This window comes from Streptomyces sp. HM190 (genome assembly GCF_009857135.1).
Taxonomy (GTDB): Bacteria; Actinomycetota; Actinomycetes; order Streptomycetales; family Streptomycetaceae; genus Streptomyces; species Streptomyces heilongjiangensis.
The window spans coordinates 502810-516706 of sequence record NZ_CP047318.1 but is presented as its reverse complement, the minus strand read 5'-3'; the positions used below and the strand labels follow the sequence as shown (position 1 = coordinate 516706).

Annotated in this window: 15 protein-coding genes; 8 read left to right on the top strand and 7 right to left on the bottom strand. The window is 73.2% G+C overall.

From position 1 onward, the window contains the following. Positions 1-10 precede the first annotated feature (10 nt). A complete protein-coding gene (locus GSY65_RS02080; RefSeq protein ID WP_159765654.1) occupies positions 11-340 on the bottom strand; it encodes a TraR/DksA family transcriptional regulator in 330 nt (109 codons plus the stop codon). Between the two features lie 358 nt (positions 341-698). On the opposite strand from GSY65_RS02080, the gene GSY65_RS02075 reads away from it, so the two are divergent. From GSY65_RS02075 to GSY65_RS02050, 6 genes are all read left to right on the top strand, one after another. Continuing rightward, entirely contained in the window at positions 699-1679 is a 981-nt protein-coding gene (locus tag GSY65_RS02075; RefSeq protein ID WP_159765653.1) for a HAMP domain-containing sensor histidine kinase, read from the top strand. Continuing rightward, positions 1654-2409, top strand: a complete 756-nt coding sequence (locus tag GSY65_RS02070; RefSeq protein WP_159765652.1) for a response regulator — start codon at positions 1654-1656, stop codon at positions 2407-2409. The genes GSY65_RS02075 and GSY65_RS02070 overlap by 26 nt, the downstream gene beginning before the upstream one ends. 101 nt (positions 2410-2510) lie before the next feature. Further along, positions 2511-3017 (top strand): hypothetical protein, encoded by a 507-nt coding sequence (locus GSY65_RS02065; protein WP_159765651.1) that lies wholly within the window; start codon positions 2511-2513, stop codon positions 3015-3017. 71 nt (positions 3018-3088) lie between these two features. Then, positions 3089-5413 carry a protein translocase subunit SecD gene (gene secD, locus GSY65_RS02060; protein ID WP_159765650.1) on the top strand — a complete coding sequence of 775 codons (2325 nt, stop codon included), beginning with the start codon at positions 3089-3091 and terminating at the stop codon, positions 5411-5413. Between the two features lie 227 nt (positions 5414-5640). Then, positions 5641-6366 carry a restriction endonuclease gene (locus GSY65_RS02055; protein WP_328707477.1) on the top strand — a complete coding sequence of 242 codons (726 nt, stop codon included), beginning with the start codon at positions 5641-5643 and terminating at the stop codon, positions 6364-6366. A gap of 504 nt (positions 6367-6870) precedes the next feature. Continuing rightward, positions 6871-7431 (top strand): snapalysin family zinc-dependent metalloprotease, encoded by a 561-nt coding sequence (locus GSY65_RS02050; RefSeq protein ID WP_159765649.1) that lies wholly within the window; start codon positions 6871-6873, stop codon positions 7429-7431. 50 nt (positions 7432-7481) lie between these two features. Here GSY65_RS02050 and GSY65_RS02045 read toward each other — a convergent pair whose 3' ends face one another. The 5 genes from GSY65_RS02045 to GSY65_RS02025 all read right to left on the bottom strand — a co-directional run bounded on the left by GSY65_RS02045 (position 7482) and on the right by GSY65_RS02025 (position 11448). Further along, positions 7482-7982, bottom strand: a complete 501-nt coding sequence (locus GSY65_RS02045) for a universal stress protein (protein ID WP_159765648.1) — start codon at positions 7980-7982, stop codon at positions 7482-7484. Between the two features lie 138 nt (positions 7983-8120). After that, a complete protein-coding gene (locus GSY65_RS02040) occupies positions 8121-8777 on the bottom strand; it encodes a DUF4389 domain-containing protein (protein ID WP_159765647.1) in 657 nt (218 codons plus the stop codon). 81 nt (positions 8778-8858) lie between these two features. After that, positions 8859-9848 (bottom strand): Acg family FMN-binding oxidoreductase, encoded by a 990-nt coding sequence (locus GSY65_RS02035; protein WP_443043192.1) that lies wholly within the window; start codon positions 9846-9848, stop codon positions 8859-8861. Between the two features lie 174 nt (positions 9849-10022). Continuing rightward, complete coding sequence (locus GSY65_RS02030; protein ID WP_159775539.1) at positions 10023-10313, bottom strand: SHOCT domain-containing protein; 291 nt, start codon at positions 10311-10313, stop codon at positions 10023-10025. A gap of 259 nt (positions 10314-10572) precedes the next feature. Continuing rightward, positions 10573-11448: a universal stress protein gene (locus GSY65_RS02025; protein WP_159765645.1), complete on the bottom strand. Its 876-nt coding sequence runs from the start codon at positions 11446-11448 to the stop codon at positions 10573-10575. 454 nt (positions 11449-11902) lie between these two features. Between GSY65_RS02025 and GSY65_RS02020 the strand changes: the two genes are divergently transcribed. Together GSY65_RS02020 and GSY65_RS02015 are read left to right on the top strand one after the other, a co-directional pair. After that, entirely contained in the window at positions 11903-12214 is a 312-nt protein-coding gene (locus GSY65_RS02020) for a DUF1876 domain-containing protein (RefSeq protein ID WP_159765644.1), read from the top strand. 218 nt (positions 12215-12432) lie between these two features. Next, entirely contained in the window at positions 12433-13365 is a 933-nt protein-coding gene (locus GSY65_RS02015) for a pyridoxamine 5'-phosphate oxidase family protein (RefSeq protein WP_159765643.1), read from the top strand. An 18-nt stretch (positions 13366-13383) separates the two neighbouring features. Here GSY65_RS02015 and GSY65_RS02010 read toward each other — a convergent pair whose 3' ends face one another. Then, on the bottom strand, positions 13384-13734 hold the full coding sequence (locus GSY65_RS02010; RefSeq protein ID WP_159765642.1) for an ArsR/SmtB family transcription factor: 351 nt from the start codon (positions 13732-13734) through the stop codon (positions 13384-13386). Positions 13735-13897 lie beyond the last annotated feature (163 nt).

The window sequence follows — 13897 nt, the reverse complement described above, 5'->3', positions numbered from 1 at the left end:
GCGGGACGGATCAGGCGGCGGCGCGGCGCTGGCAGGCCACGCAGTACCGCGTGTAGGGGAGGATCTCCAGGCGTTCCACGGGGACCGGCGTGGAGCAGCCCACGCACGTGCCGTAGGTGCCCTCGTCGATACGGGCGAACGCCGCGTCGATCTCCTTGAGGACCTTCCCGATCGCGTCGGCCTGCGCCGACATCAGGGGGTCCTCCGCGCTCTGCCCGCTCTCACGCAGGGCCCGGAGCTGTGCCATCCGGCTGTTGCGGGCGTGTTCGAGGCGCTGCCGCGCTTCATGCGCGGCCGGTCGCGCGGGACGGGAATCGGTCCGGGATGTGTCCAGAGGCACGGGAAGGGTCCTTCCTGAAGGGGGCCGGGCGCAGCAACGGCCGCCCGGCCCGGCGGCGTACGGTCGGGGGCCCCGTATCCGCCGGCCGTCCGGGCGGCTCGGTCACCCACGACACTGCCCGTCCGCGCGCCCAAAGCCCATCGGGCGCGGGCCCCATTTCCCCGGCACCGCGTTGCCCATGCCCATGGGTACCGGTCGACCTCCGATATGGGTACCGCAGCCCCTCGCTTCCTCCCGTAATTCAAGGCAGAGTAGGGGGATAACGGTCACAATCAGAGGCTTCGATTGCTCCAGGGTTCCACGGCGACCGACAGTGGAGGGGAACGAGGTCGGGTTCGCGGAGGGAGGCGTTTCCCCGGTGTCGCTGTTCTGGCGGATCTTCGGGCTCAACGCCCTGGTGCTGGGCGCCGCGACGGCTCTGCTGCTGTGGGCTCCGGTGACCGTCTCCGTGCCGGTCCTGCTGACCGAGGCGTTCATCCTGGTGGGCGGCCTCGCCGTCATGCTGGTCGCCAACGCCGCCCTGCTGCGTCTGGGCCTGGCCCCGCTGGACCGGCTGACCCGGCTGATGGCCACCGTCGACCTGCTGCGCCCCGGGCAGCGGCTGCCGGTGCCCGGCGCGGGGGGCGAGGTGAGCGAGCTGATCCGCACGTTCAACGCCATGCTCGACCGGCTGGAGCACGAGCGCGCCACCTCCAGCGCGCGGGCCCTGCTCGCCCAGGAGGCGGAGCGCCGCCGTATCGCGCAGGAACTGCACGACGAGGTGGGGCAGAGCATGACCGCGATCCTGCTGGTCCTCAAACGGGCCGCCGACGACGCCGAGGACCCGCTCCGCGAGGAGCTGCGGCAGGCGCAGGAGATCACCCGCGACAGCCTGGACGAGGTCCGCCGCCTGGTCCGCCGCCTGCGCCCGGGTGTGCTGGACGACCTCGGTCTGGTCAGCGCCCTGACCTCGCTCACCCAGGACTTCGCCACCCACACGGGTCTGCACGTCGTGCGCCGTTTCGACACCGACCTGCCCGCCCTCAGCCCGGAGACCGAACTCGTCCTGTACCGGGTGGCGCAGGAGAGCCTGACGAACGCGGCCCGCCACGCCGACGCCGGCCGCGTCGACGTGAGCCTGCGCCGCGAGGGGGAGGCCGTGGTGCTGGAGATCACCGACGACGGCCGCGGCATCGAGGCACCGTGCGAGGGCGCCGGGATCCGCGGCATGCGCGAACGCGCCCTCCTCGCCGGGGCGGCCCTGCACCTCACCTCCACCCCGGGCACCGGAACCCGGATCCGCCTCACCACCCCGTCCCCAGAAAGCAGCGACCATGTCCGCCCCGGTCCCGCCGCCTGACCCCGCCGCGGCCCCGCCGCCCGTGCCGCCCGCGTCCCCGGCTCCCGAACCGAGGTACGGCCCCGGCCCCGCGGCCGCGCAGGCGCCGATCCGCATCCTGCTGGCCGACGACCACGCCCTCGTGCGGCGTGGCGTACGCCTGATCCTGGAACGGGAACCGGACCTGGAGGTGGTCGCGGAGGCCGGGGACGGTGCGGAGGCCATCGAGGCGGCCCGCCGTCAGGACATCGACCTGGCCGTCCTGGACATCGCCATGCCACGGATGACCGGCCTGCAGGCGACCCGCGCGCTGGCCACGCTCAAGCCGGGCCTGCGCATCCTGATGCTCACCATGCACGACAACGAGCAGTACCTGTTCCAGGCGCTCAAGGCAGGTGCCTGCGGCTACGTGCTGAAGTCCGTCGCCGACCGCGACCTGGTCGCCGCGTGCCGCGCCGCGATGCGCGACGAGCCGTTCCTCTACCCCGGCGCGGTCACCGCCCTGATCCGCAACTACCTCGACCGGGTACGCCACGGCGAGGAGAACGCCGACCAGCTCCTCACGCCCCGCGAGGAGGAGGTCCTCAAGCTGGTCGCCGAGGGCCACTCCTCCAAGGACATCGCCGACATCCTCGTCATCAGCATCAAGACGGTGCACCGCCACCGGGCCAACCTGCTGCAGAAGCTCGGCCTGCGCGACCGGCTCGAACTGACCCGTTACGCGATTCGCGCGGGCCTCATCGAACCCTGACCCGCCCCCGCCCCCGCCCCCGCTGCCGCCGCCCGCCACCACCGCCGCCGGGCGGCGGCCCGGTACGGCGGTGACTGCGACGACACAGAAAAGGACGGCGCATGCGCCGAGCACTCCACGCCGTCCCGGCCGCCGGTCACCGGATGGCCGTGACCCTGGTGCTGCTCCTCGCCGTCCTGATACCGGGGACGCAGGCCCTCTCCTCGCTCGCCACGCCCTCCTCCCTCGCCAGGTCCTCCGCCTCCGCAGCGCCTTCCGCTGTCTCCGCCTCCGCGCCTTCGGCGCCTTCCGCCCTCGTCGAGCACGCCCGTCCCGGTCCCGCACCCGACCCGGTCGCCGCAGGCACGGCCGCCGCGCACACGTACACCGCCCCCCGCGTAGAGGCCTCCTGCGCCCTGGACTGCGCGGTCCAGGTCCTGGCCCGGCAGGGACAGCACGGCGAGCGGCCCTCGCTCCCGGAACACCACGCCACCGACGACCTCGGCGGTCCCACCGGCCTCCCGGCCGAGGGGACGTACGCCCCCGTCCCGTCCGCGCGTCCTGCGGTCTCACCCGGCCGGTCGGCCCACGACCGGGGCCGGGCGCCTCCGGCTTCCTCCGGCATCTGAGCGACCCCTTTCTTCTTCTTCCCGTCGCGGCCGCGCCACGGCTGCCGCGGCATGCCTGCCGGAGGCTTGTCTTGAAACGCCACAACCGCTCGTTGCGCACCCGTGCGCTGCTCGCCCTCGCGGTGATCGCCGGATCACTGGCCATCGCCCTGACCGTGCCGGTCCGTCTCGGACTCGACCTGCGCGGAGGCAGTCAGATCGTGCTGGAGACCCGTTCCACGCCCGCCGCCGAGGCGAGTCGTGAGGCCACCGACCGCACCGTGGAGGTCCTGCGCGGCCGTGTCGACGCGCTCGGTGTCGCCGAACCCACCCTCGTCCGCTCGGGCGATCACCGCATCCTCGTCGAACTCCCCGGCGTCCAGGACCCGGAGAAGGCCACCGACGTCCTGGGCCGCACCGCGCAACTCACCGTGCACGAAGTCCTCGGCCGGGCCGAGGACGCCGACACCGCCGCGGCCCCGGCCGACGCCACCGCCGCACGTGTGCTGCCGGACGAGGCCGGGCAGCCCCTGCGGCTGAAGGCCGCCGAGCTGACCGGTCAGGACGTCAAGAGCGCCGACGCCCGCATCGACCAGCAGACCGGCGCCGGATGGCACGTCACCATCGACTTCACCGATACCGGCCGCGACCGCTGGGCCGCGATCACCGCCGACGCCGCCTGCCACCCGGCGGGGGACCCCCAGCGCCGTATCGCCATCGTCCTGGACGACAAGATCATCTCGTCACCGCAGGTCGCCACCTCCGTGACCTGCGGCGCCGGCATCGCCGGCGGCACCACCCAGATCACCGGCTCCTTCGACGCCACCGAGGCCCGCGAACTGGCCCTGCTCGTCTCCGGCGGCGCCCTGCCCGTACCGGTGGAGGTCATCGAACAGCGCACCATCGGCGCCACCCTCGGCGACGCGGCGGTCACCGCGGCCGCCTGGGCCGCCGTCATCGGCACGTCGCTGACCGCGCTGTTCGTCATCGCCGTCTACCGCCTCATGGGACTGCTCGCCACTCTGGCCCTGGCCTGCTACGGACTGATCTCCTACGCCGCCCTGGCCGCCCTCGGCGCGACCCTGACACTGCCCGGTCTCGCCGGGTTCGTCCTCGCCATCGGCATGGCCGTCGACGCCAACATCCTGGTCTTCGAACGCGCCCGCGAAGAGCACGCCATCCGCAACCGTCCCAGTACCCGCTCGGCGCTGGCCGCCGGGTTCCGCGGCGCGCTGAGCGCGATCGCCGACTCCAACATCACCACCCTGATCGCCGCCGGCCTGCTGTTCGCCTTCGCCTCGGGTCCGGTGCGCGGCTTCGGCGTCACCCTCGGCATCGGCGTCCTCGCCTCCATGGTCAGCGCCCTGCTGATCACCCGTGTGCTCGCCGAGTACGCAGCGAGCCGTGCGGCCGTCCACCGCCGTCCGCACCTGTCCGGTATCGCCCACACCGGCTGGGTCCGTGACCGGCTGCTGCGCCGCGGTCCGCACCTGATGCGGCATCCGCGCCGCTGGCTCGCGGTCTCCGCCGCCCTCCTCGTCATGACGGCCTCGGGCATCGTGGTGCGCGGCCTCGACTTCGGCATCGAGTTCACCGGCGGCCGCCTCGTCGAGTACGCCACCAGTGCCCCCGTGGACCCGGACCGGGCACGCGTCGCCCTGGCCGAGGCCGGGTTCCCGCGCGCTCTCGTCCAGTCCTCCGGTGACGGCCGGCTCACGGTCCGCGCGGAGGACCTGACCGACACCGACACGGCCAACGTCACCGACACCGTCGCCGGGCTCGGCGGCGACGCGGAGAAGGTCCGCGACGAACTGATCGGCCCCACGCTGGGGGACGAACTGCGCCGCAACGCCCTCATCGCCCTCAGCCTGGCCCTCGGCGCCCAACTGGCCTATCTGGCGGTCCGCTTCCGCTGGAGGTTCGCCACCGCGGCCGTCGGCGCGCTCGCCCATGACGTGCTGATCCTCGCCGGCGTCTTCGCCTGGCTCGGCAAGCCCGTCGACGGCGTCTTCCTGGCGGCGCTGCTCACCGTCATCGGCTACTCGGTCAACGACTCCGTCGTCCTCTTCGACCGGGTACGCGAACTTCTCGCCCGTGACCGCACCGGGCCCCTGGCCCGCCTGGCCAACCGGGCGATCCTGACGACCCTGCCCCGCACCGTCAACACGGGAACGGGCGCGGCCCTCATCCTCGCCGCCCTGGCCGTCCTCGCCGACGACACCCTCACCGACTTCGCCCTCGCCCTGCTCATCGGCCTGGCGGTCGGCACGTACTCCTCCGTCTTCACCGCCACCCCCCTGGCCCTGGAACTGCACCCACGGACCCCGGCCAAGCCGCAGCGCCCGACCGCGCACGACCGTGCCTCCCGGCCGACGGGAGCGCCTCGGGCGGAACGAGGTCGAGCGGATCGCGTCTGAGCTGTCGCCAGCGGTGCGGACGATGAAGAAGGCGATCTTGGGCAGACGGTGGAAGTGATCTTTCCCATCGGTCCTGAGGGGGGCTTGGCGTGACCGTACCCGCGCGTCGAACACTGCCGGTGCGTCGAATACGGCCTGTGCGGCAGGCACCGCCCACGCGGACTCTGCCCGTCCGCCGAGCATCGGCCGCACACCGCCGACATCGGTTCGACCTTCGCTCGACCGCCTTGTTCTTCGTCATCCTGGCCGCGCTGCTCAGCGTTCTCGGCTGGGTGGCCCGCATGGTGGCGGGCGCCGTCGAGAGGCGTCCCGGCTGGGTGTTGGTGCTGGTCGTCATGGGCGCCGCAGCCCTGGTGGGTCTGCGGCGCCGCCTGCACGTGGCCCGGGCGGCGCGCCGGGCCGCGACGGCGCTCGACGAAGCGGCGAGGGAGGCGGCCGAGGAACTGGACGCGGACCTGATCGCCCGTCAGCGACCAGCTGTCCAGGCCGACCCGGGCTATGAGGTGGACCCCGGCCACGAGGTCGATCCCGGCCATGCGGTCGATCCCGGCTACGACTCCCTGACGCCCGGGGAGTTCGAGGAGGCGATCGCCGCCCTCTGCGAGCGCGACGGCTGCTCGGACGTCGAAGTCGTGGGCGGCGCGGGTGACTTGGGTGCCGATGTCGTGGCGGTGACGCCGGACGGGCGCCGTGTCGTCGTCCAGTGCAAGCACTACGGCGAGTCGAACCGCGTCGGCTCCCAGGACCTCCAGCGCTTCGGCGGCACGTGCTTCACGGTCCACGGGGCCGACGTGGCCGTCCTCGTCACCACCAGCGACTTCACGGCGCCGGCGATGGAGTACGCCGACCAGTGCGGGATCGTCTGCGTGGACGGGGAGCGGCTCGGGAACTGGACGGACGGCACCGGTCCGTGTCCGTGGGACGCGGCCCCGGGGAGTTGGACGGACGAGTAGCGGGTGGGGCGGTGACGAGCCGTACGGGCCGGACCCTCCTCGGAAGGGGGGGCGGTCGTGGCGTAGTCGGGGCCCGGGGGCGGTTGGCGCTCGCTCGTGCCGAGTGAGGCCGGTCAGACGCAGCGCGTAGCTCTGGGCGGCTGACTCAGGTGCGTCGAGGAGGCCGGCCGCGTCCTGGCCTTCCGAACCTTCAGCCTGCGCCACCAGGGTTGGGGGTCGTCCGGCTCCACCGGTGCGTCCGGCAGAGCCGAGAAGACGCCCGCCTCTGCGTGCCAGCCGCGGAACACCATGGAACATCTGGTGGGGCTCGTACGGCTGGGGCCCCGGAATGAAGCCGACGCCTGCGAAGGAAGTCGGACCAGGGTTCACCCGTCGCCCGGACGGCCCCCGACGGTGGTCCGGCCGAATGCCGTTCCAGATTGACGGATTCACCCTCACCGTCACCGGGCAGGCACCACCAGAATGTCATGCGCACGACTACCTTCCCCCACAAGGAGGTCGAACATGCACATCCGTACGCTGACCGGCGGCTTCGCCGCGGCCATGGTGGTGTCCCTGTCCCTCACGGGCGGTCAGGCCACGGCCGCACCTGCCGGGGCGGACGCTCCCGCCGCCGCCCGCGTCCTCACCTACGACGCCAGCGGCTCCGCCGAGTTCAGGAGCGCTGTGGACCGGGGCGCGGCGATCTGGAACGAGAGCGTCGACGCCGTCGAACTGCGGCCCGCCGCCACCGGGCAACGCGCGAACATCCGGGTCGTCGCGGACAACGGCTGGCCGCGCGCCCTCACCACCTCCCTCGGCAACGGAACCGTCTACATGGGACGCCAGGCCGTCGACCAGGGCTACAACACCGTTCGCATCTCCGCGCACGAACTGGGGCACATCCTGGGCCTGCCCGACCGCAAGCCCGGACCGTGCTCCAGCCTGATGTCCGGGTCCAGCGCGGGCACCGCGTGCACGAACCCGTACCCGAACGCCGCGGAGAAGTCCGAGGTCGAGGGCAACTTCGGCGGCGCGCTCATCGGCACGGCCCCCGCAGTGCGGACGGGGGTCGTCGTGGACTGACGCCCGTCCCACCGCTCGGCCGGCGCACAGGTGGCCCGCTGCCCGTCAGGTCACGTCCGTGAGTCGGCCGGGACCACCACCACCGGGCACAACGCCTCGTCCAGCAGGGCGCGTACGGTCGCACGGGAACGCGGACCGGGCGTGGTCCCCACCACGACCAGCCCGGCCCCGGCCCCGTGGTGGGCCAGTGCCTGGACGGGGGACAGCAGTACGACGTCCTCGACCACCGGGACGTCCGGGTACCGTTCCCGCCACGGGCGCAGCGCGTCGGCCAGGAGCTGCACCTCGTGGTCCTCCCATGTCGCACGGTCCTTCTCCGGTACGGCGAACGGCCACTCGGCGGCGCTCGCGGGAAGCGCCCACGCGTGCACGACCCGCAGACGCGTCCCCCGCGCGCGGGCGCAGTCGAAGGCGAAGCCGACCGCGCTGTCGACGGGATTCCGCGCGTCCAGGCCCAGGACGACCTCCCGGGTGCGGCGCCCGCCGCCGGTCCCGTGCCCGGTGCGGCTTTCCACCACCGGCGTGCCCGGGGTGCTCCTCGTCGGTTCCATCACGGTCCGCCCTTCCGGTCGCGGTGGACGCCTTCCGTCCCCGACAGCCTCCTGCGCGCCGCCCGCCCCGGACAGAGGCCGATCGGGCCCACGTACGAGACCCGGGTCCCTCGTGCCTCGGGACTCGCGGACATCGGATCAGAGGTGCGGAGCGGGTTCCTCACCGCCCTGGTCGAGCCGGAAGGGCGGATACACGTCCGTGAGCAGGGCTGCGTAGGCGGCCACCCGCAGCACCCAGCGGTTCAGCCCGATGACCAGGTCGAAGAGTCCGCGCGGATACCGGTCCGTCGCGGCCAGCGCGATACCGGCGAACAGCACCAGCAGCCCGATGAGCCCTCCGGAGAACCACACCACCCGCGTGCCGCCCAGCAGGAACCCCAGCACCAGGTAGTGCGGGATCGCCAGCAGCCACCACTTCACCAGGACCAGACCGCGGGAGAGCTGTTCCGGGTACGCCACGTCGAAGCGGGCCGGATAGTCGGGGACGTCGGCGAGGGCGAAGGGCGGGTAGCGGTCGGTGCCCAGCCCTCCGTACGCGTAGTACGCCACGCGCCAACTCCAGCGCAGCACACCGACGTTGAAGTCGAACAACGACCGCGGGTAGCGGCCGGTGAACAGGATCGCGAAGAACGCGATGACACAGACCACGACGAACGCCACCCACAGGAACATCAGGACGACGTAGTGGGGGACCGCCAGCAACCACTTCACCAGCCACAGCCAGCGTGAGAGCGGGGTGTCGAGCCTCGCGCTCAGCCGGGCCGGATGAGGGGGCGCGTAGAACTCCGTGCTCATGAGGACCGATCCCTTCGTCGTTCGGCGCGGTCACGTCCAGGACTCCAGGCGGGGGGCCGAGCGGCCGGCGCGACGTCCGCCTCAGTCGATGGTGAGCACCTCGTCCACCGGTCGGCGTGGGGTCGCCGGGCCCGAGGGGCCGTAGCCGAGCCGCATCACCATCTGCACGAAACCCATCGCGGACTCCGGGTCCCGGGTGATCCAGCGGACCTCGGGCCATTCGAGGGCCTGGGAGGTGAGCGAGGTGGCCAGCCCGTCCATGGTGGCCTGCAGCAGGACACGCTCCATGGCCTGCCCCGCCACCAGCCAGTCCCTCGGCCGGTCGTCCCTGGTGCCCAGGACGGCGAGCTGGGGCGCGCTCTCGAACACGACGGTCTCGCGGCCGGGAAGCGGCTGCCGGCCGGCGAAGTCGCGTACGGGCGCCCCGCCGTACCGCTTGAGCGGGCCGAAGGCGTAGTCCGGCACCCCGTCGCCCGCCGTGCCCCGCTCCTGCGTGCCCACGCGGACCCAGTGCCTCAGTTCCTCCACCGCGGCCGGGTCGTGCGCGTCCCGCCCCTCCGCGTCCCGGACCGAGTCCAGCAGGGTCTGGATGTGCCACATGTCGGGGAACGCCAGCCGTGCCCCCTCCAGCAGGGCGGCGGCGCTGAGGCCGTCCTTGATGGCGTCGGGCACCACCTCGTCGGAGAACGGCTGCCTGCTGGTGCGGCGCCGGCGGATCGCCGGGTGGAGCGGGGCGAGGTCGTCCTCGGCCGGGGCCTGTCCGGTGAGCCGTACGACCGCGAGCAGCCGGCGGTCCGAGGGATCGGGCAGCAGTTCGGTGACCGGGGTCCAGCCCGCGTGGGCTGCGGCGACGCGCAGATTGAACAGGGCGGCGGCGCACCCCAGGTGGAGGGCGCGGGTGGCCGGGTCCGTCCGCGGCATCGCGCGGTCGAGGTCCGCCCGGACGTGGAAGGTCCCGTCGTCGCGGAGGAAGCGGAACTCCCAGGGCTGGGCGTTGTGCATGGAGGGGGCCGCCGCGGCGTCCTCCACCAGGCTGGTGACGGTCTTCTCGTCGATTGCGTGTACGGGCACCACAGCTGCTTCCCTCCAGTGCCGACCGGCCGAGGTGGGACGGGTGACGTGCCTGCTTCCCACTGTTCCACGCGGACGCGCGGTCCGCGCACCCGAGCGGGCGGGCCACCGGTGCATGGCCCCCGCCCGTGACTCTGTTCCCGTGCTGCTGCAGCGGCTCGACTCGTACCGGAATCAGGGTGTGCCGGACGGCGAGTTCGTCCCCGAACGCAGGACGGTCAGGCGTCGGCGGTACTCGTCCTCGTCGATGTCGCCCCGGGCGAAGCGTTCGGCGAGGAGTTCCTCGGGGGAGCGCCCCGGCCGCGGACCACCGGTCGAGGTGCCCGTCCCGTCCGTCCGGGACGGTCCGGACAGGTACCGGAACAGCAGCACGCCGAAGGCGATCAGCGCGGCCCAGAAGAGGATCATGCCCGTCGACATGACGAACCAGCCCCACCCGCTGAGATCGTGGCCGTACCAGAACATCGCGGTCACCCGCTTCCTCGCGATCACCGGGCGTGGGCCTGACCCCCGCGCCTGCGGCGCTCACTCCCACTGTCGTCACCGGCGCTCCGTCCGGCATGGGCCGAAGAGGCAGACCGGCGGGGTCGTTGGTCCCTGCCCCGGGCACGGCGAGGGGACGCATGAACCGCACGAACCTGCGGGCGCACCCGGCGGCGGACAGGGGGACCGCTCTCCGCCGGCGGGACCGGGACCGCGTACTGCCGCGCGTCCGCCGCCCCGGTCAGGCGTGCGGTACGACGGCGACGGGGCAGCGCGCGTGGTGCACGGCCGCCTGGGTGACGGGGCCGAGACGGGGGACCGGGGTGTGGCGGTGCCTGCGGCGGCCCACGACCAGGAGTCCGGCACCCTTGGCGGCCGACAGGACCGCTCGGGCGGGACTGTCCAGGCGGACGGTGTCCGACACGGCCACTCCCGGGAACTTGTCCCGCCAGGGTTGGAGCACTCGGCCCAGGCTCGTGCGGGCTTCCTGCCTGACTTCGTGCGTCACGGTGTGGTCCATGCCCCACGGGGTGAACGCGTGCAGCGGCACCCTGCTGCCGTGGACGGCGCGCAGGGGCACACCGCGGGCCGCGGCGGTGGTGAAGGCGAACTCCAGCAGGTCGTCGGACGGTCCGTGCAGCTTCAGCGCCACCACCACGGCGCCCTCCGTCGTGGATCCGCGCGGGCCCCCGTCGTCCGTCTCCTCGGCCCGCACCAGGACCACGGGCCGGTCGGCGTGTCCCACGACGGACATGCCGATGTCGCCGAGGAAGTAGCTCTCCGCCGGGCTCACGCCCCGTGAACCGAGGACGAGCATCTCCGACTCGCCGGCCGCCTGGATCAGTGCGTGCTGGGCGTCGTCCGCGACCAGGTTGCCGACGACGGTGAGCCCCGGGCTGCGGGCCTGGATCTCCGCCTTGGCCTGGTGCACGAGCCGCCTCGCCCAGTAGTTCTGGTCCACCTCCGAGGGCACCCGCGTCGGTTCGGGGATGAGCAGGGGCCAAGCGTGCATGAGGCGCAGGGTGAGGTTGCGGCGCTCGGCCTCGTCGGCGGCCCAGTGGGCGGCGGCGATGCTCTCGGGTGTGCCGTCGAGGCCGACGGTGAGGGCTTGTTCCATGGGGCTGCCTCCGTCTCGTAGGACGCGGGGAGGTCGGCGGACGTGCCACCGCCGGGGCTCCTGCCGCTGGGGGTGCCGCCGCCCCGGTGCGTCGGCGGTGCGGTGTGGACGCGCTCGGGTGCGCTCGACGACCTGATGGGCGCGGGGCGGTGCCGTCGGGCGTCCGGCGGAGCGCGGCGGTTTCTCTTCGAGGAGTACCGCAGATCGCTTCCGGGCGCATGTGCTCTGCGTGGAAGCAGCGGTCGGTTGCCCGGCCTGCGTGCGAGTGGCCGCGAAGGGGCGGCGCGCGGATGCTGGAGACGGTGGTGGTGGCGGTTCGACCGCACGCGCCGAGGAGGCCGGGTGCCGCATTCGTCGGCGATGCCCGAGGACCGTCCACCGCCCACCCGCGGGACGCACGGGAGCGGGGCGACCGCCTCCGTGCCCGTCTCGCACTGGGATGAGGAGGACCGTGATGGCCCATACCGTGGAATGGAAAGTCCGTCTCCATCTCTTCGAGGACGAGGGGACGACGAAGGCGCGCGTGATGCTGGACACCGGGACCACGGAGCTCGTCGGGCACGGCGTGGCGCGCCGGAGCCCCGAGGACATGGACGTGCCGGAGATCGGTGACGAGCTCGCGGCGGGCCGGGCCCTGCACGACCTCGGCCGGCAGTTGGTGCGTGTGGCGGCCCAGGACATCGAGGGCGTGGGCGCGGCCGGAACCGGGCGCGGCGACCTTCCGGAGACCGGGTGGCCGCTGCCCGATCAGTCACCGGGAGGTTGACGGCGGCCGACACGACGGCGTGGAAGCGGTTCACGACACGCAGAGTCGCGCGGGACCGCGGTCCCGCGGTTTGCGGTCCGTGGTCTGCGATCCGCGGTCCGCGGTCGGGCCCGGATCGTCGGATCGAGGCACAGGCACAGGCACCGGCACCGGCACAGGCACCGGCCAAAAGTCACAAGCCACAGGTCACAGCGGTATACGACGAAACGGCGGCCATCATGCGAGCTCAACTCGGTGACCAACTCGTGGTCGAGAGCACCACCACCGGCGCCGCCAGGCGCGACGGCGAGATCGTCGGACTCCACCACGAGGACGGGACGCCCCCCTACGACGTGCGCTGGTCGGACACGGACGAGGTGACCCTCGTCTTCCCCGGCCCGGACGCCCACATCCATCACATCGAACACCGGCCCGCCGGTGGACGAGAACCGTCCCGGACGCCCGCGCCGCCCGCCGACGAGCCGCGCGCGGGCACGCAGGCTCCCGGGACCCCGCCGGCCAAGCCGCCCAACCCCGGTGACATCGGCCGCCGCGTCGCGGCCGCGCGCCTTCGCCTGGGGCTGACCCGGGAGGAGGCGGCCCGCCGCGCCGGGATGGCACCGGAGTACCTGGCCTACGTGGAGGAGCAGCCGGCCGACCCGACCAAGGCCAGCCTCATCGGCCTGGCCGACGCCCTCGACACGACCGTCGCCGCCCTGCGCGGCGCCGGAGTGGACATGCCGCCCGGCCGGGGTCAGGCGCTCCAGCACCCCCGGCTGGTGGACCTCGACCCCGACGAGTGCCGTGCCCTGCTGTCCACCCACGGCGTGGGCCGGGTGGCGGTCTCGTCGGCGGGAGGCCCGGCGGTGGTTCCGGTGAACTACGAGGTCGTCGGGGAGACGATCGCGTTCCGGACCGCGCCGGAGTCGGTGCCGGCGGCGGCCGTCGGGTCGGAGGTGGCCTTCGAGGTCGACCATGTGGACGAGGCGATGAGCCAGGGCTGGAGCGTCCTCGTCGTCGGAACCGCGCGCGTGGTCACCGCGCCCGACGAGGTGCGCGGCCTCGTGGAGGGCGCCCATTCCTCACCGTGGGCCGGAGGCGGCCGCGAGATGTGGGTGGCGATCCGGCCCACACGCGTCACGGGGCGCCGCATCGTCCCGGCGGAGCAGTGAGCCGCGGGGCCGCCGCTGTCACGAGGGGGGCTTTCCCTCGGTCTGCGCGGCCTGGAGGTCGGCCAGCAGTTCGGCCTGCCCGGCGAGCACCCCGGAGAGGATGGTCCGCGCGACCCGCAGCAGTTCGGCGACGTCGGGGCTCGTCAGCGAGTAGTACACCGTCGAACCCTCCTTGCGGTTCTTGACCAGGTTGGCGCGGCGCAGCACCGCGAGCTGCTGGGACAGGTGGGCGGGCTCGATGCCCACCTCGGGCAGCATCTCCGCGACCGCGTGCTCACGCTCGCTCAGCAGTTCCAGGACCCGGATGCGGGCCGGGTGGCCCAGCGTCTTGAAGAACTCGGCCTTCAGTTGGTACAGCGGCGTACTCATCGTGCCGTCGCCTCCTCGACGCATCCGCGCGGTCTCACCGGCAGGGGCGCGGCGCGTCGCATCCACTCACTCGTCAGGAACATGCGGTCCATCCTCGCCTGCCGCGCCGAACAGCCCGAAACCGCGGGGGTGGAAACCGAGCGGCCGGACCCGGCGACGGTGG